This window comes from Mycobacterium sp. NPDC003323 (genome assembly GCF_053589535.1).
This window is the reverse complement of sequence record NZ_JBSFSB010000001.1, coordinates 899403-918640: the sequence shown is the minus strand read 5'-3', so window position 1 is coordinate 918640 and position 19238 is coordinate 899403. Positions and strand designations below refer to the sequence as shown.

The window sequence follows — 19238 nt, the reverse complement described above, 5'->3', positions numbered from 1 at the left end:
GATCAACCCCGTCCCGTCGTGTGCGCGGCGCGCCGTTCGCGGGCGATCAACTGGACCGCACCGAGACCGTTGAACGCCGGTTTGGCCAACGTCGTCGACTTCGACGACAGATAGACCAGCGGCCAGGTCACCAGGAACACCACCATCACGTCCAGGATGGTGGTCAGGCCGAGTGTGAAGGCGAAGCCCTTCACCTGGCCGACGGCCAACATGTAGAGCACCGCGGCGGCCAGGAAGGTCACCGCGTTACCGGACAAGATGGTCTTGCGGGCCCGCGCCCAGCCGCGCGGCACCGCCGAGCGATAGGAGCGGCCCTCGCGGATCTCGTCCTTGATGCGCTCGAAGAACACCACGAACGAGTCCGCGGTGGTGCCGATACCGATGATCAGACCGGCGATACCGGCCAGGTCGAGGGTGTAGCCGATCCATCGACCGAGCAGCACCAGCAGCGCGTAGACCATGGCGCCGGCCAGCACCAGTGACAACGCCGTGAGCAGTCCCAGCGCCCGGTAGTAGAGCAACGCATAGATCAGCACCAGCGCCAGACCGACCGCACCGGCGATCAGACCGGCCTCCAGCGAGGCCAGTCCCAATGTGGCCGAGACGGTCTCGGCTTCCGACGAATCGAAGGACAGCGGCAGCGAACCGTACTTCAGCACGTTGGCGAGCTCACGCGCCGAGGATTCGGTGAACTGACCGGTGATCTGGGTGCGGCCGCCCGGGATCGCCTCCTGGATCTCGGGCGCGCTGACCACCTGCGAGTCGAGCGTGAACGCGGTCTGGGTACCGACGTTGGCGGCGGTGAAATCGGCCCAGGTCTTGGATCCGCCGCTCTTGAATTCGACGTCGACGACGTAATCGCCGCGCTGCTGGTCCAGCCCGGAGCCGGCGGTCGCGATCTCCTCGCCGCTCATGATCGACTTGTCCAGCAGGTAGACCGTGTTGTGGTCGGTGGAGCAGGTGACCAGCGGCAGATTGGGATCATCGTTGCCCGCCAGCACGTCGTCCTCATCGCAGCGGGTGGCCTGGAACTGCAGGGCCAGCAGCTGGATGCTCTGGTCGGTGCTCTGGCGCAGCTGCTTCTCATCGGCGATGCGCTGGGCCAGGGTGGCATCCTCGTCCGGGGTGCCCGGCGCCGGCGCCTCGGGCGCCGGTGCGGGGGCGGGGGCCGGCGCGGGGGTGGGCTCCGGACCCGGTGGCGGCGGCGGCTCCAGCGGGTAGGGCCGCGGCTGCGCGGGCGGCGGCGCGGCCGGATCACCCGGCTGCCCCGGCGTGCGGATCGGCGCCTCGGGCTCGGCCGGCGCGATCAGCGGTGGCATGTTCTGGTCCAGCCCCGGCGGCAACTGACCACCCGGCGGCAGACCCGGTGGAGCGCCTTCGGGAGCACCCTCGGGCTGTTCACCGGCGGGCTGGGCGGGCATGGCGTGGATCACCGGACGGATGTAGAGCCGGGCGGTCTGACCCAGGCTGCGGGCCTCGGAGCCGTCGTTGCCCGGCACGGTGATCACCAGGTTGTCACCGTCGATGACGACCTCGGACCCGGAGACACCCAGGCCGTCGACGCGGGAGCTGATGATCTCCTGCGCCTGCAGCAGCGACTCACGGCTGGGCTGCGATCCGTCGGGGGTGCGCGCGGTGAGGGTGACGCGGGTACCGCCCTGCAGATCGATACCCAGCTTGGGCTCGGCCTTCTTATCGCCGGTCAGGAACACCAGCAGATAGGAACCGACGAGGAGCGCCAGGAAGAGCGACAGATAGCGGGCAGGGTGGACCGGCGCCGAAGACGATGCCACGGTTCTGGGGTCTCCTCGAAACGATCAGGACGGCGGGTACTGGAGGGACTGCGTTACCGGGAGGGTACGCGGTGACCCTGGGTCAGTTGCTGTCAGTCTTGGGTGTCGGGCGATCGGTCAGTTCGACGGCACCGGACTCGTCCTCGACGGTGTCGTCCTCGTCGTCGTAATCGGCCTCTTCGATGCGGTCCCGAACGGCCAGTTTCATCCAGGTGGTCACGACGCCGGGGGCGATTTCCAGGTCGACGTAGTCGTCGGTGATGCCGGCGATGGTGCCCTGCAGACCGGACGTGGTGTGCACGCGGTCGCCGACGGTCAGCGAGTTGTGCAGGTCGATGGTGGCCTGCATGGCCTTCTTCTGACGGCGCGACGCGAAGAACATGAAGGCGCCCAGAATGATGAAGAGGGGCAGGAATACGACGAGATCCATGAAACTGCTGTCCTTCGCGGTTGTTCAGCGGGTACGGCACACCAGTGTGCCATTACCGAGGTCGCCGCCCTGCCGGTCACCCCGAACTCCGGAGCCGCCGTGTCACGTCTCGACTGAATCCGTGGCACAATCGAGGTGAATAAACGTGATCCGCAGCAAGATCACGCGCCAACTGCTGTTTTCACCCGCATCCGCAGCCAGCGGACTAGGGTTGGATCTGCGCGTCCCCACCACCCGACCAGCAGGAGTCAGCTGTGACTGCCGTCGAACAGACCCGCCACCTCGCGACCGCCATCCCCGGACCGAAATCCGCCGCCCTCATCGCCCGCAAGGGCGCCGCCGTGTCCAGCGGCGTCGGGACGACCATGCCGGTCTATGCCGCCCGCGCCGCCGGCGGCATCCTGGAGGATGTCGACGGCAACCGCCTGATCGACCTGGGCTCCGGTATCGCCGTGACCACCATCGGCAATGCCTCCCCGCGGGTGGTGGAGGCCGTCACCGCGCAGGCCGGTCTGTTCACCCACACGTGCTTCATGGTCACGCCGTACGAGGGTTATGTGGCGGTGGCCGAACAGCTCAACCGGCTGACCCCCGGCGGCGGCGAGAAGCGCTCGGCGCTGTTCAACACCGGCTCCGAGGCCGTCGAGAACGCCGTCAAGATCGCCCGCTCGTACACCCGCAAACAGGCCGTGGTCTCCTTCGACCACGCCTATCACGGCCGCACCAACCTGACGATGGCGCTGACCGCGAAGTCCATGCCCTATAAGCACGGGTTCGGTCCGTTCGCCCCGGAGATCTACCGGGCGCCGCTGTCGTATCCGTTCCGCGATGCCGAGTTCGGCAAGGAACTGGCCAACGACGGTGCGCTTGCGGCCAAGCGGGCCATCAACATCATCGACAAGCAGGTCGGCGCCGACAATTTGGCGGCGGTGATCATCGAGCCGATCCAGGGCGAGGGTGGCTTCATCGTCCCGGCGCCCGGATTCCTGCCCGCGCTGCTGGCATGGTGCCGCGACAACAACGTGGTGTTCATCGCCGACGAGGTGCAGACCGGCTTCGCCCGCACCGGCGCGATGTTCGCCTGCGAGCACGAGGGCATCGAACCGGACCTGATCGTGACGGCCAAGGGCATCGCCGACGGCCTGCCCCTGTCGGCGGTGACCGGCCGGGCCGAGATCATGGACGCCCCGCATGTGTCCGGCCTGGGCGGCACCTATGGCGGCAACCCGATCGCCTGTGCCGCCGCCCTGGCGACCATCGAGACCATCGAGGGCGAGCAACTCGTCGAGCGGGCCGGCGCCATCGAGCGTCTGATGAAGGATCGTCTGCACCGGATGCAGGCCGACGACGAGCGGATCGGCGATGTCCGGGGCCGCGGCGCGATGATCGCCATCGAACTGGTCAAGCCCGGCACCACCGAACCGGACGCCGAGCTGACCAAGGCCCTGTGCGCCGCAGCGCATTCCCGCGGCGTCATCGTCCTGTCCTGCGGCACCTACGGCAACGTGCTGCGTTTCCTGCCGCCGCTGACGATCAGCGACGAGTTGCTCACCGAGGCGCTCGACATCCTGGCCGCCGCATTGGCCGAACTGTCCGCCTGACCGGGGGGTGACCCGGCGGGCCGACTAGTGCGGCACCGGCGTCTGGCGACGGGATCCGAACAGCCGATTCCTGAGGCCGTGCCGGCGACGCGGCACCGTGGTCCGGTCCGGCTCGGTGGCCATGATCGGTCCGGTGTCGGTGCGGGTTTCGACCGGCATATCGCGCACGGTGGTGTCGCGCACGTGGGCGTCGCGCACCGTCACGTCACGGATGCTGCGCACCGAGACCCGTCCGATAGCCGCCGCGCCCAGGAAGACGATCAGTGCGCCGAGGCCGGAGAAGAAGGCCAGTTCCAGTGCCACACTCTTGGTCTCGGTGACGGCCACCGGGCTGCCCGGCGTGCCCAGGCCCAGCGGTGCGGCGAATGCCCGCCCGACGACGAACCACGCACCCGCGGCCACGCTGAGCCAGCCGCCCAGCATCGCGGTCGCGCGGTTGCGCGATGTCAACAGCAGCAAGCCGCCGATCACGGCGACCGCGCCCGGGAGAACCTCCAGCCAGCCGCGCCCCATGGTCCAGACCCACGGCGAGTCGGGTGTGTAGGCGAAATCGAAGTACGGACCGACGAATGGGATGAGCGCACCCCACACGCCGAGGACGATCAACAGAAAACCGCTCAGAGCTCCGCGACTGCGGGCGATGTGCATCCTGCCGCCGCGGGTGGTCACGCGTGTATCGGTCATGGTGGGCCTCCTCTGCCGCGGCAGTGATTACCCAACCCGGCCGACCCGTAACCGCTATCCGACCAGGTGAACCACCAGCAGCACCACCGCGATCAGCGGGAAGATTCCCTGGCTGACCGCGGCGCGGGCCTTGTCCGGTGAGGACAGCAGCAACACGAGCGCGGCCGCCAGCATCGAACCGACCCCGGCCAGGATCAGCGCCGCCCCGACCCCGGCATGTCCGGACGCGGCGGCAACGATGCCGATCACGGACACGATCGCCAGGAACAGGTTGTAGAACCCCTGATTGAACGCGAGTTCCCGGGTCGCCTCGGCCTCCTGCGCGCTCAGCCCGAACGTCGCCCTGGTGCGCGGCGAGGTCCAGGTCAGCGATTCCATCACGAAGATGTAGACGTGCAGCAGCGCGGCCAGGCCGGCGACGATCAGTGCGGCGACGAGCATGCCGGTCATTCAAACAGGCCGGTCTGCTGTCCCAACCCGCGAACCGGCGGTTGCAGGCCCAGATGGGTCCAGGCCAGCGGCGTGGCCACCCGCCCGCGCGGTGTACGCGCGATCATCCCGGCCCGCACCAGGAACGGCTCGCACACCTCCTCGACCGTGGTGGCTTCCTCCCCCACCGCGACGGCCAGTGTCGACACCCCGACCGGGCCGCCACCGAAGCTGCGGGTCAGCGCCGTCAGCACCGCGCGGTCCAGTCGGTCCAGGCCGAGTTCGTCGACGTCGTAGACCTCCAGGGCCGCCTTGGCGATATCGCGGGTGATGACGCCGTCGGCACGTACCTCGGCATAGTCGCGCACCCGGCGCAGCAGCCGGTTCGCGATCCGGGGGGTGCCGCGGGATCGTCGGGCCACCTCCGAGCCGGCGCTGGCTTCCAGTGCGATGCCCAGGATTCCGGCCGAGCGCTGCAAGACCAGCTCCAGATCGGGCGGGTCGTAGAAGTCCATGTGCGCGGTGAAACCGAACCGGTCGCGCAACGGCCCGGTCAGCGCGCCCGAACGGGTGGTCGCACCGACCAGGGTGAAGGGTGCGACATCGAGGGGAATCGAGGTGGCCCCGGGTCCCTTGCCGACGACGACGTCGACGCGGAAGTCCTCCATCGCCAGATAGAGCATTTCCTCGGCGGGCCGGGCGATGCGGTGGATCTCATCGATGAAGAGCACATCACCTTCGACCAGATTCGACAGCATGGCGGCCAGATCACCGGCGCGCTCCAGCGCCGGGCCGGATGTCACCCGCAGCGCCGAGCTGAGTTCGGCGGCGATGATCATGGCCAGCGAGGTCTTGCCCAGACCGGGCGGACCGGACAGCAGGATGTGATCCGGTGTGCCACCGCGGTTCTTGGCGCCTTCGAGCACGAGCTGCAGCTGTTCGCGCACCCGGTGCTGACCGATGAATTCCTGCAGCGACCGCGGCCGCAGGCTGGCGTCGATATCACCCTCGCCGACCGTCAGCGCCGGTGAGACATCCCGGTCCTCGGGTTCCTCGGCATCGTCGAAACGTCCCATGCCTACTTCTTACCGAGCATCGACAACGCCGCCCTCAGCGCACCGGAGGTGGTGGCGTTCGGCTCGTCGGCCAGCACCTTGTCGGTGGCCTCCTCGGCCTGTTTGGCCGCAAAGCCAAGTCCGACAAGGGCTTCCACCACGGGTACCCGCACCGCATGACCGCTCGCCGCGGCCGTGCCGCCGGACCCCGGCACCGCGCCGATCTTGTCGCGCAGTTCCAGCACCATCCGTTCGGCACCGCGCTTGCCGATCCCGGGCACCCGGGTCAGCGCGGTGACGTCGCCGTCGGCCAACGCCTGGCGCAGCGCCTGGGCGTCGTAGACCGCCAGGGTGGCCAGGGCGATCTTGGGCCCCACCCCGGACACCCCGAGCAGGGTGTTGAACAGATCGCGCGCCTCACCGTCGGCGAAGCCGTACAGCGTCATCGAGTCCTCGCGCACGATCATCGCGGTGATGAGCCGGGCCTGCTCACCGCGGCGCAGCGTGGACAACGTCGTCGGGGTGGCCATCACCTTGTAACCGACGCCGGCGGCCTCGATGACGGCGTGGTCCAGGGCGATGTCGATGACCTCACCGCGCACCGAGGCGATCACGCGCGCACCGCCTTCAGCCGGGCCTGATAGCGCTTCTTCTGTTCGGCCGCCTTGGCCTCGGCCTCGGCCATCCGCGCGATCATCGGCGCCCGCCAACAGTGGCAGATCGCCAACGCCAGCGCGTCGGCCGCATCGGCGGGCGTCGGTTTCTGTTGCAGGGCAAGGATCTTCGTCACCATCGTGGTGATCTGCGCCTTGTCGGCCCGGCCGTTGCCGGTGACCGCGGCCTTCACCTCAGAGGGGGTGTGGAAGTACACGTCGATACCGCGGCGGGCGGCGGCGAGCGCGATGACCCCGCCGGCTTGGGCGGTGCCCATGGCGGTGTTGGCGTTGTGGTTGGCGAAGACCCGCTCGATGGCGATCACGTCCGGGACGTGGGTGTCCATCCAATGCTCCACCGTGTCGCTGATGGTCAGCAGCCGCTTCTGCAGCGGTTCGTCGGCCGGGGTGCGCACGACGTCGACATCGAGGGCGGTGACATGGCGGCCGCGCCCGCTCTCGATCATCGACAACCCGCAGCGCGTCAACCCGGGATCGACTCCCATTACCCGCACGCCAACCCCTTCGCGTAAGAACACTTGTTCGATAGGTTAGCGGCCCGGGCCGACACGACGGGTCAGGGACACGCGTCAGATGGCGAAGTGACCCGATCGCCACCCGCCGGACACCTGCAGCGCCAACTCGTCGATGCGCGCCCCCGACCGTCGCCAACCGCGCACGAACTCGGTCTGGACCTCGGTACCGTCGCGCTCGACCACGATGCGCCAGCGCACCCCCAACCCCTTGGCCAGCAGCCAGAACGGCCAGAGCAGGAAGAACGGCGCCGCCAGCAGGATCCCGATCAGCCCGTCGAACGCGAGATCCACGACATTCCCGAAGGGCCACCAGCGCCGGTACACCGACCACTGCACGCCATTGGGGTCCGTCACGACAGCCATCGGCATATCTTGCCGTGGCAGGCTGGAAACATGCGAGTCATCATCGCCGGTGGACACGGCCAGATCGCCATGATTCTCGAAAAGTTGCTCGCCGAGCGCGGCGATACCGCGGTCGGCCTGGTGCGCAACCCAGCCCATGTGCCGGACCTGCAGGCCGTCGGCGCCCGGGCGGCGGTGCTGGATCTGGAGCACAGTTCGGTATCCGAGGTGGCCGACGTGCTGCGCGGGGCCGACGCGGTGGTGTTCGCCGCCGGGGCCGGTCCCGGCAGCGGTGTGCACCGCAAGCAGACAGTGGACCGCGACGCGGCGATCCTGCTGGCCGACGCCGCCGAGGCGGCCGGGGTATCGCGCTACATCATGGTGTCGGCGATCTCCGCCGACGACCGTAGCCTCGACGACTCCTACGACGAGGTGTTCCGCGCCTATATCCGGGCAAAATCCGAGGCCGACGCCGATGTGCGGGCGCGCGCCGGGCTGCGGGCCACGGTCGTGCGCCCGGGCCGGCTGACCGACGACGCCGGCACCGGGCGGGTGCGCATCGCCGATTCCACCGGCCGCGGCGACATCCCGCGCGCCGATGTGGCCGCGGTTTTGCTGGCGGTGCTGGATGATCCCGGCACCGCCGGGCGCACCTTCGAGCTGATCGGCGGTGACACCCCGATCAGCTCCGCGTTGTAGGGGCGAGCGGAGCGACGGGAGTTGGCTCAGTCCTCGTCGAGCTGGGCGGCGACATCATCGGGGATGTCGACGTTGGTGTAGACCTCTTGCACGTCGTCGCTGTCTTCGAGCGCGTCGACCAGCTTGAGCACCTTGCGGGCGGCCTCCAGGTCGACCTGCACGCTGACCGACGGCTGGAAACTGGCCTCGGCGGAGTCGTAGTCGATTCCGGCGTCCTGCAGCGCGGTGCGCACGGCGACCAGATCGGTGGGCTCGGAGATGACCTCGAAGCTCTCCCCCAGGTCGTTGATCTCCTCGGCGCCGGCCTCCAGCACCGCGGCGAGCACGTCGTCCTCGGACAGGCCGTTCTTCTCCAGCGTGATGATGCCCTTGCGGGAGAACAGGTAGGACACCGAACCCGGGTCGGCCATGTTGCCGCCGTTGCGGGTCATCGCGACCCGAACCTCGCCGGCGGCCCGGTTCTTGTTGTCGGTCAGGCACTCCACCAGGACCGCGACACCATTGGGCCCGTAGCCCTCATAGGTGATGGTCTGCCAGTCGGCGCCGCCGGCCTCTTCACCGGCGCCGCGCTTGCGCGCCCGCTCGATATTGTCGTTGGGGACGGAGTTCTTCTTGGCCTTCTGGATGGCGTCGTAGAGCGTCGGGTTGCCACCCGGGTCACCACCACCGGTGCGCGCAGCGACCTCGATGTTCTTGATCAGCTTGGCGAAGTTCTTGCCGCGACGGGCGTCGATGATCGCCTTCTTGTGCTTGGTGGTGGCCCACTTGGAATGGCCGCTCATGCAGATACGCCCTCTTTCTGGTGAAACGTCAGTCGACAAGTCTACGGGCACCGACGGCCGGGACCGTCGCACCGGGGCGCCGTTCGCACGCACCGAGCTCGGTGATGAACATGTGTTAACTGAACCACACTCGCTGGTCGGCTAACTTACTCCAAAGTAAGGTATGCGCCATGACCTTCTCCCTGGAGTTGTCCTCAGACCTGCTCGACGTGCAGAAGTGGGTCCACGAGTTCGCCGCCGACGTCGTGCGGCCGGCCGCCCCCGAGTGGGACGAGCGCGAAGAGACGCCCTGGCCGGTCATCAAGGAGGCCGCCAAGGTCGGCCTGTACTCCATGGAATTCTTCGCCGAGCAGGCCGCCGAACCCTCCGGGCTCGGCATGATCGTGGCCTTCGAGGAGATGTTCTGGGGTGACGCCGGTATCGCGCTGTCGATCCTGGGTACCGGTCTGGCCGCGGCGTCGCTGGCCGGCGGCGGCACCCCCGAGCAGATCGGCGAATGGCTGCCGCAGATGTTCGGCACGGTCGATGATCCCAACGTCGCCGCCTTCTGCTCCTCCGAACCCGGCGCCGGCTCCGACGTGGGCTCGATCTTGACCCGCGCCCGCTACGACGAGGCCACCGACGAGTGGGTGCTGAACGGCACCAAGACCTGGGCGACCAACGGCGGCATCGCCGAGGTGCACATCGTGGTCGCCTCGGTGCACCCCGAGCTGGGCAGCCGCGGTCAGGCGTCGTTCATCATCCCGCCGAACACGCCCGGCTTCAGCCAGGGCCAGAAGTTCCTCAAGCACGGCATCCGGGCCTCGCACACCGCCGAGGTGGTCCTCGACGATGTGCGCATCCCGGGCCGCCTCATCGTCGGCGGCAAGGACAAGTTCGACGAACGCATCGCCAGGGTGCGCGAGGGCAAGCGGACCAACGGACAGGCCGCGATGGCCACCTTCGAGCGCACCCGGCCGACCGTGGGCGCGATGGCCGTCGGCGTCGCCCGCGCCGCCTACGAATACGCCCTCGACTATGCCTGCGAGCGTGAGCAGTTCGGCCGCAAGATCGGCGAATTCCAGGGCGTGGCCTTCAAGCTGGCCGATATGAAGGCCCGCATCGACGCCGCCCGCCTGCTGGTCTACCGGGCCGGCTGGATGGCCCGCAACGGCAAGGCCTTCGAGTCCGCCGAGGGTTCGATGGCCAAGCTGGTCGCCAGCGAGACCGCCACCTACGTCACCGACGAGGCCATCCAGATCCTCGGCGGCAACGGCTACACCCGCGAATACCCGGTGGAGCGGATGCACCGCGACGCCAAGATCTTCACCATCTTCGAGGGCACCAGCGAGATCCAGCGGCTGGTGATGGCCCGCACCCTCACCGGGCTGGCCATCCGCTAGTCAGCGCAGCGAGTCGACGAACATCCGGTGCACCCGCCGGTCGCCGGTGACCTCCGGATGAAATGAGGTGGCCAGCACCTTGCCGTGGCGTACTGCGACGGGATGTCCTGCGGCGCTGGCCAACACCTCGACCTCGGGTCCGACGCGTTCCACCCAGGGCGCCCGGATGAAGACGGCATGCACGTCGGTGTCCAGGCCCGTGAACGGGATGGACTCCTCGAACGAGTCGACCTGACGGCCGAAGGCGTTGCGCCGCACGGTCATATCGATACCGCCCAGCGGCAGCGCCTCCCGGCCCGGCACCCCGGCATCAAGGATCTCGGTGGCCAGCAGGATCATCCCGGCGCACGAGCCGTAGGCGGGCATTCCGTCGGCCAGCCGGGCCCGCAGCGGCTGTAGCAGTTCGAACTCGCGCAGCAGATGGCTCATCGCCGTCGACTCACCGCCCGGAATCACCAGCGCGTCAACAGCGTCCAGTTCGGCGACACGGCGGACCGTGACCGCCTCGGCGCCGGCCTCGGTCAGCGCGGCCAGATGTTCGCGGGTGTCGCCCTGCAGCGCGAGAACCCCGACGCGGACCGTCACTTCGTGGGCGGGACGAAGTCGCGCTGATAGCGGGTCAGACCCTCCTGCATGACGGCCGCGACCATCTCGCCGTACTGATTGAACAACTTGCCCTGGGTCAACGCCCGACCGCCGCAGGCCGACGGCGAGGACTGGTCATACAGCAGCCACTCGTCGGCGCGGAACGGCCGCATGAACCACATGGCGTGATCCAGCGAGGCGATCATCAGGTGCTTGCGCTCGTCGGGGTGATTCACCTGCGCCGAGCCCAGCAGTGTCAGATCGGACAGGTAGGCCAGCGCGCAGATGTGCAGCACCGGATCATCGGGCAACGGGTCGCGGTGCCGGAACCAGACCTGCTGCTGGGACGCCTTACCGGGCACCTTGGTGACCTGATCACGGGGCACGATCCGGACGTCCCACTCGTCGAATTGCCGGAAGCTGGCGTCGTCGAACACCTTGGCGTTGGTCTTGAATCCGGGCACCTCGTCGGGACCGGGTGCGGTCGGCATGGCGTCCTGGTGCTCGATACCGCTCTGGTCGGTCTGGAACGACGCCGACATGCTGAAGATGGTCTGGCCGTGCTGCACCGCACTGACCCGGCGGGTGGCGAACGATCCGCCGTCACGGATGCGCTCGACCAGATACACCGATGGTGCGCGGGCGTCGCCGGGGCGCAGGAAATACCCGTGCAGCGAATGCACCTGGAACTTGGGGTCCACCGTGCGCACCGCCGACACCAGCGACTGCCCGGCGACGTGTCCACCGAAAGTGCGTTGCAGGAAACCTGATTCGGGGCTGAACACACCGCCGCGATAGATGTCGACCTCCAACTGCTCGAGGTCGAGGATCTCCTCGATCGACATGCGGCGGGCTACCAGCCGCGCTCGGCGAGGCGGTGCGGTGCCGGGATGTCGTCGACATTGATGCCGACCATCGCCTCCCCCAGCCCGCGCGACACCTTGGCCAGCACATCGGGATCGTCGTAGAAGGTGGTGGCCTTCACGATCGCCGCGGCACGCGCGGCCGGGTCGCCGGACTTGAAGATGCCCGAGCCGACGAACACCCCCTCGGCGCCGAGCTGCATCATCATCGCCGCATCGGCCGGGGTGGCGATACCACCGGCGGTGAACAACGTGACCGGCAGCTTGCCCGCGCGCGCCACCTCGGCCACCAGCTCATAGGGGGCCTGCAGCTCCTTGGCCGCCACGAACAGCTCATCCTCGGAAAGCGAGGTCAACCGGCGGATCTCGCCGCCGATCTTGCGCATGTGGGTGGTGGCATTGGAGACATCCCCCGTGCCGGCCTCACCCTTGGAGCGGATCATCGCCGCACCCTCGGTGATGCGCCGCAGCGCCTCACCCAGATTGGTCGCCCCGCACACGAACGGCACGGTGAATTGCCACTTGTCGATGTGGTTGGTGTAGTCGGCCGGGGTCAACACCTCGGACTCGTCGATATAGTCCACGCCCAGGCTCTGCAGGATCTGCGCCTCGACGAAATGCCCGATCCGCACCTTGGCCATCACCGGGATGGTGACCGCGGAGATGATGCCCTCGATCATGTCCGGATCGCTCATCCGCGACACGCCACCCTGGGCGCGGATATCGGCGGGCACCCGCTCCAGCGCCATCACCGCCACCGCGCCGGCGCCCTCGGCGATGCGCGCCTGCTCGGGCGTGACGACATCCATGATGACGCCACCCTTGAGCATCTCGGCCATCCCGCGCTTCACCCGCGCGGTGCCCGTCTGACTACCGGAACCAGGTGCGGTTTCCATCGCTATCTCCTCCACATCGCTACTGATTCAGTCTAAGGGTGGTGCCAAATCAATTGAATCCGCAGCCTCAGCGGATGGCCTGAGGCTGCGTACCGGGCCCGGCACCGCGCACGTCGGCCAGCTCACCGGCCTGCGCCAGCAGTTCGCCGAGCTGTAGCGGATACACGGACTCACCATTGGCGACCAGCTCGCCGATCATTGTCGCATCGCACCATCGGTGCCCGTGAATGTAGCTGCGTTCCAGCGGCGTGTGCCCCGTGGTCGACGGTTCGAAGCGCCGGGTCCGGTGCACGAAGAACATCTCCTCGCTGCGCACGACGGACCCGTTGAAGTCGATGACGGCCTCGCGCCGCCATACCGGGCCCACCAGCTCGGTGGGCGCCAACGCCAGCCCGGTTTCCTCGGCCAGCTCGCGTGCGGCGGTCTCGGCGAGCTCCTCTCCCGGTTCCACCGCGCCGCCGATGGTGAACCACCACCGCCGCGCGTCCGCACCGGCACGGGCCGGGTCGGAACCGCGGAACAAAAGCACACAGCCGTCCTCGTCGAGCAGCACCACCCGGGCGGACAGCCGATCGGTCACGGCCCCGGCCGTCCCGACGGCCGGTCCGGCGCGTTCGGCGATCTCGAAATAGCTCGGCAGGGCGGCCGTGCCGCCCAGGTGCAGCAACCGCACCATCGGACGTTCCCGCAGAGCCAGCGTGTCGCGCACCGCATCGTTGTGGAACCGGCGGGCCAGCAGCACCCTGGCCTCGGCATCGGCCAGTTCGGCGACGAGCGCCGTCGGCAGTGTCACCGGATCGACCTGCGACAGCGCCGCCGACAAGGCGTTCTCGGCGGCCTCGCGCGCGGGCCGGTCGGCCCGCTCGGCGGCATCGGCCAGGGCGGCCAGCCGCTTGCCCTCGGGCGCGCGCCCGTAGGCGTCGACGGCGACCGCACGCGCCACCACCGCGCGGCGGGCCAGCGCACCGTCGAGCGCCTGCCAGGACAGGTCGTAACGCACGTGCAGGCGGTCGAGGCGATTGGCGGTCAGGTACGCCCAGCTGCCGGCCAGCAGCAGCACCGATCCCAGCAGGATCAGCAGCACGACCACCCACACCATCACGGGGTGCTGCCGCTCGCCGCGCCGGCGATCTGCACCTTGGCACCCGATCCGCTGACCGTCTCGTACACCCGCATGATCTCGTCGGCCACCACCGACCAGTCGTACCGGCGCACCGCGGCGGCCGCCGCGCGCACGTAGCGCTGCCGCGCTTCGTCGTCGCCCAGCAGTTCGATCAGGCTGTCGGCCAATGCGTCGGCGTCGTCCACCGGCACCAACCGTCCGGCCGCGCCCTGGTCCAGGACGCGGGTGAAGGCGTCCAGATCACTGGCCACCACCGCGGTACCGGCGGCCATCGCCTCCACCAGCACGATGCCGAAGCTCTCTCCACCGGTGTTGGGCGCGCAGTAGACGTCGGCGCTGCGCAGTGCCGATGCCTTGGTGGCATCGTCGACGGCGCCGAGGAACCTCAGGTTCGCCGCGTACCGGCCGGCCTGCTCGGACAACTCGTCGGCATCGCCGCGGCCCACCACCAGCACCTCGACCTCGGGGAACCGCTCGACCAGTCGGGGCAGCGCGCCCAGCAACACCGACATGCCCTTGCGCGGTTCGTCGAAGCGGCCGAGGAACAGCACCGATTTCGACGGGCGCGGATACCCCGGCAGTGCAGGCGCATCGGCGAACTCCGCGATGTTCACCCCGTTGGGTATCTCGACCGCATCCGAGCCCAACGCCTCCATCTGCCAGCGCCGGGCCAGGTCCGATACCGCGATGCGGCCGACGATCTTTTCGTTCAGCGGGCGCAACATGCCCTGAAAGACGCTGAGCGTCAACGATTTCGTGGTCGAGGTGTGAAATGTCGCGACGATCGGGCCCTCGGCGATCATCAGGGCCAGCATCGACACGCTGGGCGCGTTGGGTTCATGCAGGTGCAGTACGTCGAACTGACCGTCCATGAGCCAGCGTTTGACCTTGCGGTGGGTGGCCGGGCCGAAGCGCAGCCGCGCCACCGAGCCGTTGTAGGGGATCGGGACCGCCTTGCCGCCGGAGACCACGTAGTCGGGCAGCGTCACATGCGGCGACGCCGGGGCCAGCACGCTGACCTCATGGCCGCGGGCGCGGAAGACCTCGGCCAACTGCAGCACGTGTGCCTGCACGCCACCGTGCACATCGAACGAGTACGGGCACACCATCCCGATGCGCATCAGCGCTCCCGGGGCTCTTCCAGCCGGGCCCGCCGCTCGGCGGACAGATCCGCGATCCACTGCGGCTGCATCATGTGCCAGTCCGCCGGGAACTCGGCGATACCGGCCTCGAAATGTTCGGCCAGCGCCTGGGTGATCGCACCGATATCACCGGAGGAGGTGTCCAGCGGGGCGTGGATGCGGGTGCCCCAGCCGCCGTCGGTGAACCAGGTGTGCACCGGCAACAGGGTGGCGCCGGTCTCCACCGCCAGCCGCGCCGGCCCGGCGGGCAGTCGGGTGGCCTCGCCGAAGAAGTCGACCTGCACACCGGAGCGGGTGAGGTCCCGGTCCGACATCAGGCAGACCAGCCCGTTGGCGCGCAACCGATCGGCCAGCACCTCCGCCGGCGGCCGCGCGCCGCCCGTGAGCGGCAGCACCTCGAAACCCAGACTCTCGCGGTAGTCGACGAACCGGTTGTACAGCGACTCCGGTTTGAGTCGTTCGGCCACCGTGGCGAACTTGCCGAAGGTGTTGGTCAGCCACACCCCGGCCATGTCCCAGTTGCCGCTGTGCGGCAGTGCCATCACCGCGCCCCGGCCGGCGGCCAGCGCCGCGGCGATGTGCTCGTCGCCCTCGATGCCGTCCTGCAACTGCAGCGCCAGCGTGCGGTGGTCCATCGACGGCAGCCGGAAGGCCTCCCGCCAGTAGCGGGCGTAGGACGCCGTCGACGCCCGGATCAGGCTGCCGGGCACCTGCTCGGGCGCCACGCCGATCACCCGGGCCAGATTCTTGCGCAGCTGCGCAGGCCCGCTGCCGCGCGCCGCGTAGAGCGCTCCAGCGTCGAACATGTTGCGGGCCGCGAACTCCGGCATGGCGCGCACCACCCGCCAGCCCGCCGCATAACCCAGATCGGACAGCTGACCGCCCAGCGGCAGCCGGAATCCCGCCAGGCTGGGCAGCCCGGCCGACGGAGTGCTCACGAATCGCCCTCCGTGGGTGTCGCCGGGGTAGTCGGCAGCGGGTCCATCGCTGTCGGGGAGGTCCGCACCGCGTGCAGGCGCTGCGCCAGGGTGACCAGGCTGGCGACCGCCAAACCCCACATGGCGACGTCCAACAGCACCGGCAGTCCGAAGATGCCGGCCAGACCGGCGCCGGTCAACACGATGACCAGCCGTTCGGGGCGTTCGATGATGCCGCCGTCGCCGCGCAACCCACTGGCCTCGGCGCGGGCCTTGATATACGAGATCACCTGCGAGGTGACCAGACAGATCAGGGTGGCGACCACCAGCGCGGTGTTGTGCGCGCCGAACGCCGCCCACCAGGCCAGCCCGCAGAAGATGGCGCCGTCGCTGAGCCGATCGCAGGTCGCGTCCAGCACCGCGCCGAACCGCGTTCCCCCACCGCGTTCTCGCGCCATGGCACCGTCGAGCATGTCGGCGAGCACGAAGAACCAGACGGCCACCGCGCCCCACCACAGCTGACCGATCGGGAACAGGGTGAGCGCCGCGACGATGGAACCCGCGGTGCCCAGGATGGTGATGCTGTCGGGGGTGAGCCCGGCGCTCAGGGCCGCCCTGGCGACCGGGCGGGAGATTTTTGTGTACGCCGCCCGGGTCATCAGGTAGAAGTTGCTCACGCTTGTTTCGCCCACTCGTCGGCGAGCAACCGGCGGGTCTCCCCCAGCAACTGCGGGATCACCTTGGAGCCGCCGATGATCGTGATGAAGTTGGCATCCCCGCCCCAGCGCGGTACGACGTGCATGTGCAGGTGTTCGGCCAGCGAGCCGCCCGCCGACGTGCCCAGGTTGAGTCCGACGTTGAATCCGTGCGGCCGCGATACCGCCTTGATGACCCGGATCGCTTTCTGCGTGAAGGCCATCAGCTCCGCGGTCTCATCGGTGCCGAGGTCTTCCAGTTCGGACACCCGCCGGTAGGGCACCACCATCAAATGGCCGGGGTTGTACGGGTAGAGGTTGAGCACGGCGTACACCAGGTCACCGCGTGCCACCATCAAGCCGTCCTCGTCCGACATCGCGGGGATATCGGTGAACGGCTCCTTCGACATCGCCGACCCGGCGCCCTTCTTCATGGGCGATTCGGCGATATAGCTCATCCGGTGCGGGGTCCACAACCGCTGCAGGTGGTCGGGTTCACCCACCCCGGTGTCTACGATCGCCTCGTCCTCGCTCACATCTGCACCGTCAGCAGATCGGCTGTGGGGGTGGCATTCTCACGCCGGGCGATCCAGTCCACGATCGCGTCGACCGCGGCGTCGCGGTGGATACCGTTGACCTGGGTGCGGTCGCCGAACCGGAACGACACCGCGCCGGCCTCGATGTCCTTGTCGCCGGCGAGCAACATGAACGGCACCCGCTGGTTGGTGTGGTTGACGATCTTCTTGGCCATCCGGTCATCGCTGCCGTCCACCTCGACCCGGACCCCGCGGCTGCGTAGCTGGGCGGCAACCTCTTCCAGATAGGGCAGGTGCGCGTCGGCGACCGGCACCCCGACCACCTGCACCGGGGCCAGCCAGGCCGGGAACGCGCCGGCGTAATGCTCGGTGAGCACGCCGAAGAACCGTTCGATGGACCCGAACAGTGCCCGGTGGATCAAGACGGGGCGCCGACGGGACCCATCAGGGCTGGTGTACTCCAGCTCGAACCGGTCCGGCATGTTGAAGTCCAGCTGGATGGTCGACATCTGCCAGTTGCGCCCGAGCGCGTCCTTGACCTGAACCGAGATCTTGGGCCCGTAGAACGCGGCGCCGCCCGGATCCGGCACCAGTGCCAGCCCGGACGCCTCGGCCACCTCACGCAGTGTGTCGGTGGCCTCCTCCCACACCTCGTCGGAGCCGACGTACTTCTCCGGGTCCTTGGTGGACAGCTCCAGGTAGAAATCGTCGAGGCCGTAGTCGCTCAGCAGATCCAGCACGAACTGCAGCAGCGAGCTGAGCTCGTCGCGCATCTGCTCGCGGGTGGTGTAGATGTGCGCGTCGTCCTGGGTCATGCCGCGCACCCGCGTCAGGCCGTGCACCACACCGGACTTCTCGTAGCGGTACACCGAGCCGAATTCGAAGAGCCGCAGCGGCAGTTCGCGGTAGGAACGGCCCCGCGAGCGGTAGATCAGATGGTGCATCGGGCAGTTCATCGGCTTCAGGTAGTAATCCTGGCCGGGTTTGCGGACCGTGCCGTCCTCGTTGTACTCGGCGTCGATCTGCATCGGCGGGAACATCCCGTCGGCGTACCACTCCAGGTGACCCGACGTGATGTACAGGTTCTCCTTGGTGATGTGCGGGGTGTTGACGAACTGGTAGCCGGCCTGCTCGTGCTTGCGCCGCGAATAGTCCTCGAGTTCCTTGCGCACGATCCCGCCCTTGGGGTGGAACACCGGCAGCCCCGAGCCGAGTTCATCGGGGAAGCTGAACAGGTCCAGTTCGACGCCCAGCTTGCGGTGATCGCGACGCTGGGCCTCCTCGATGAGTTCGAGGTGGTGGTCCAGCGCCTCCTGCGACTCCCAGGCGGTACCGTAGACGCGCTGCAGGCTGGCGTTGTTCTGGTTGCCCCGCCAGTACGCCGCGCTGCTGCGGGTGAGCTTGAACGCCGGGATATAGCGGGTGGTGGGGATGTGCGGACCGCGGCACAGATCGCCCCAGATGCGCTCCTTGGTGCGCGGGTTCAGATTGTCGTAGGCGGTCAACTCGTCTCCGCCGACCTCCATGACGTCGGGGTCGCCGGACTTGTCGTCGACCAGTTCGAGCTTGTACGGCTCACCGGAAAGCTCTTCGCGCGCTTGATCCTTGCTCTCGTACACCCGCCGGGAGAACAGCTGGCCGTCCTTGACGATCTTGGCCATCCGCTTCTCCAGCTTGGCCAGGTCCTCGGGCGTGAACGGCTCGGCGACGTCGAAGTCGTAGTAGAACCCGTCGACGATCGGCGGGCCGATGCCCAGCTTGGCCTGCGGGAAGAGCTCCTGCACGGCCTGGGCCAGCACGTGCGCGCACGAGTGCCGGATGACGCTGCGGCCGTCCTCGGTGTTCGCGGCCACCGGCTCGACGTGCGCGTCGGTATCGGGCACCCAGGACAGGTCGCGCAACCGGCCGTCGGCATCGCGGACCACCACCACGGCGTCCGGGGCACCGCGTTCCGGCAGCCCCGCCTCACGCACCGCTGCACCGGCGGTAGTCCCGGCAGCGACCCGGATCAGGGCTGCGGGGGCTGAACTGGCGGCGGCGGTCATCAGGGGTTCTCCTAGCGGTTCGAGTGAATCGCGACCATGCTATCGGGGTT

Annotated in this window: 21 protein-coding genes; 3 read left to right on the top strand and 18 right to left on the bottom strand. The window is 68.6% G+C overall.

Translation table 11 applies throughout. From position 1 onward, the window contains the following. Nucleotides 1-2: 2 nt before the first annotated feature. Both secD and yajC read right to left on the bottom strand, forming a co-directional pair. Nucleotides 3-1793: a protein translocase subunit SecD gene (gene secD / locus ACWDUN_RS04275; RefSeq protein ID WP_449924978.1), complete on the bottom strand. Its 1791-nt coding sequence runs from the start codon at nucleotides 1791-1793 to the stop codon at nucleotides 3-5. Between the two features lie 82 nt (nucleotides 1794-1875). After that, a complete protein-coding gene (yajC, locus tag ACWDUN_RS04270; protein ID WP_449924975.1) occupies nucleotides 1876-2223 on the bottom strand; it encodes a preprotein translocase subunit YajC in 348 nt (115 codons plus the stop codon). A gap of 254 nt (nucleotides 2224-2477) precedes the next feature. On the opposite strand from yajC, the gene gabT reads away from it, so the two are divergent. Beyond that, nucleotides 2478-3824: a 4-aminobutyrate--2-oxoglutarate transaminase gene (gene gabT / locus ACWDUN_RS04265; protein ID WP_449924972.1), complete on the top strand. Its 1347-nt coding sequence runs from the start codon at nucleotides 2478-2480 to the stop codon at nucleotides 3822-3824. Between the two features lie 24 nt (nucleotides 3825-3848). Here gabT and ACWDUN_RS04260 read toward each other — a convergent pair whose 3' ends face one another. The 6 genes from ACWDUN_RS04260 to ACWDUN_RS04235 all read right to left on the bottom strand — a co-directional run bounded on the left by ACWDUN_RS04260 (nucleotide 3849) and on the right by ACWDUN_RS04235 (nucleotide 7544). After that, a complete protein-coding gene (locus ACWDUN_RS04260) occupies nucleotides 3849-4508 on the bottom strand; it encodes a hypothetical protein (RefSeq protein WP_449924970.1) in 660 nt (219 codons plus the stop codon). A gap of 54 nt (nucleotides 4509-4562) precedes the next feature. Beyond that, entirely contained in the window at nucleotides 4563-4949 is a 387-nt protein-coding gene (locus ACWDUN_RS04255) for a DUF1304 domain-containing protein (protein WP_449926247.1), read from the bottom strand. 5 nt (nucleotides 4950-4954) lie between these two features. After that, the gene (gene ruvB / locus ACWDUN_RS04250) at nucleotides 4955-6013 is read right to left on the bottom strand and encodes a Holliday junction branch migration DNA helicase RuvB (protein ID WP_449924967.1); all 1059 of its coding nucleotides are present in this window, start codon (nucleotides 6011-6013) and stop codon (nucleotides 4955-4957) included. Nucleotides 6014-6015: 2 nt separating this feature from the next. Beyond that, entirely contained in the window at nucleotides 6016-6606 is a 591-nt protein-coding gene (gene ruvA, locus ACWDUN_RS04245; RefSeq protein ID WP_449924964.1) for a Holliday junction branch migration protein RuvA, read from the bottom strand. Next, entirely contained in the window at nucleotides 6603-7160 is a 558-nt protein-coding gene (gene ruvC / locus ACWDUN_RS04240) for a crossover junction endodeoxyribonuclease RuvC (protein ID WP_030135185.1), read from the bottom strand. The genes ruvA and ruvC overlap by 4 nt, the downstream gene beginning before the upstream one ends. Before the next feature lie 75 nt (nucleotides 7161-7235). Further along, nucleotides 7236-7544 carry a hypothetical protein gene (locus ACWDUN_RS04235; protein WP_449924961.1) on the bottom strand — a complete coding sequence of 103 codons (309 nt, stop codon included), beginning with the start codon at nucleotides 7542-7544 and terminating at the stop codon, nucleotides 7236-7238. Nucleotides 7545-7574: 30 nt separating this feature from the next. Between ACWDUN_RS04235 and ACWDUN_RS04230 the strand changes: the two genes are divergently transcribed. After that, nucleotides 7575-8222: an NAD(P)H-binding protein gene (locus tag ACWDUN_RS04230; protein WP_449924958.1), complete on the top strand. Its 648-nt coding sequence runs from the start codon at nucleotides 7575-7577 to the stop codon at nucleotides 8220-8222. Between the two features lie 26 nt (nucleotides 8223-8248). Here the strand turns inward: ACWDUN_RS04230 and ACWDUN_RS04225 are convergent, their stop codons facing one another. Beyond that, nucleotides 8249-9004: a YebC/PmpR family DNA-binding transcriptional regulator gene (locus ACWDUN_RS04225; protein WP_449924955.1), complete on the bottom strand. Its 756-nt coding sequence runs from the start codon at nucleotides 9002-9004 to the stop codon at nucleotides 8249-8251. 170 nt (nucleotides 9005-9174) lie between these two features. On the opposite strand from ACWDUN_RS04225, the gene ACWDUN_RS04220 reads away from it, so the two are divergent. Next, complete coding sequence (locus ACWDUN_RS04220) at nucleotides 9175-10386, top strand: acyl-CoA dehydrogenase family protein (protein WP_449924952.1); 1212 nt, start codon at nucleotides 9175-9177, stop codon at nucleotides 10384-10386. Here the strand turns inward: ACWDUN_RS04220 and pdxT are convergent, their stop codons facing one another. The 9 genes from pdxT to thrS form a co-directional block, all read right to left on the bottom strand. Further along, nucleotides 10387-10971 carry a pyridoxal 5'-phosphate synthase glutaminase subunit PdxT gene (gene pdxT / locus ACWDUN_RS04215; RefSeq protein ID WP_449924949.1) on the bottom strand — a complete coding sequence of 195 codons (585 nt, stop codon included), beginning with the start codon at nucleotides 10969-10971 and terminating at the stop codon, nucleotides 10387-10389. After that, on the bottom strand, nucleotides 10968-11816 hold the full coding sequence (gene tesB / locus ACWDUN_RS04210; protein WP_449924947.1) for an acyl-CoA thioesterase II: 849 nt from the start codon (nucleotides 11814-11816) through the stop codon (nucleotides 10968-10970). The genes pdxT and tesB overlap by 4 nt, the downstream gene beginning before the upstream one ends. A gap of 8 nt (nucleotides 11817-11824) precedes the next feature. Next, nucleotides 11825-12730 carry a pyridoxal 5'-phosphate synthase lyase subunit PdxS gene (pdxS, locus tag ACWDUN_RS04205; protein WP_449924945.1) on the bottom strand — a complete coding sequence of 302 codons (906 nt, stop codon included), beginning with the start codon at nucleotides 12728-12730 and terminating at the stop codon, nucleotides 11825-11827. A gap of 67 nt (nucleotides 12731-12797) precedes the next feature. Next, nucleotides 12798-13829 (bottom strand): NUDIX hydrolase, encoded by a 1032-nt coding sequence (locus ACWDUN_RS04200; protein ID WP_449926245.1) that lies wholly within the window; start codon nucleotides 13827-13829, stop codon nucleotides 12798-12800. Then, nucleotides 13829-14974, bottom strand: coding sequence for a glycosyltransferase family 4 protein (locus ACWDUN_RS04195; RefSeq protein ID WP_449924943.1), 1146 nt, complete (start codon nucleotides 14972-14974; stop codon nucleotides 13829-13831). Before ACWDUN_RS04195 ends, ACWDUN_RS04200 begins: the two co-directional genes overlap by 1 nt. After that, on the bottom strand, nucleotides 14974-15903 hold the full coding sequence (locus ACWDUN_RS04190; protein ID WP_449926242.1) for a phosphatidylinositol mannoside acyltransferase: 930 nt from the start codon (nucleotides 15901-15903) through the stop codon (nucleotides 14974-14976). Before ACWDUN_RS04190 ends, ACWDUN_RS04195 begins: the two co-directional genes overlap by 1 nt. 26 nt (nucleotides 15904-15929) lie before the next feature. Continuing rightward, entirely contained in the window at nucleotides 15930-16589 is a 660-nt protein-coding gene (pgsA, locus tag ACWDUN_RS04185) for a phosphatidylinositol phosphate synthase (RefSeq protein ID WP_449924940.1), read from the bottom strand. Continuing rightward, a complete protein-coding gene (locus tag ACWDUN_RS04180; RefSeq protein WP_449924938.1) occupies nucleotides 16586-17143 on the bottom strand; it encodes an HIT family protein in 558 nt (185 codons plus the stop codon). Before ACWDUN_RS04180 ends, pgsA begins: the two co-directional genes overlap by 4 nt. Beyond that, nucleotides 17140-19188: a threonine--tRNA ligase gene (thrS, locus tag ACWDUN_RS04175; RefSeq protein ID WP_449924935.1), complete on the bottom strand. Its 2049-nt coding sequence runs from the start codon at nucleotides 19186-19188 to the stop codon at nucleotides 17140-17142. The genes ACWDUN_RS04180 and thrS overlap by 4 nt, the downstream gene beginning before the upstream one ends. Between the last annotated feature and the right edge of the window lie 50 nt (nucleotides 19189-19238).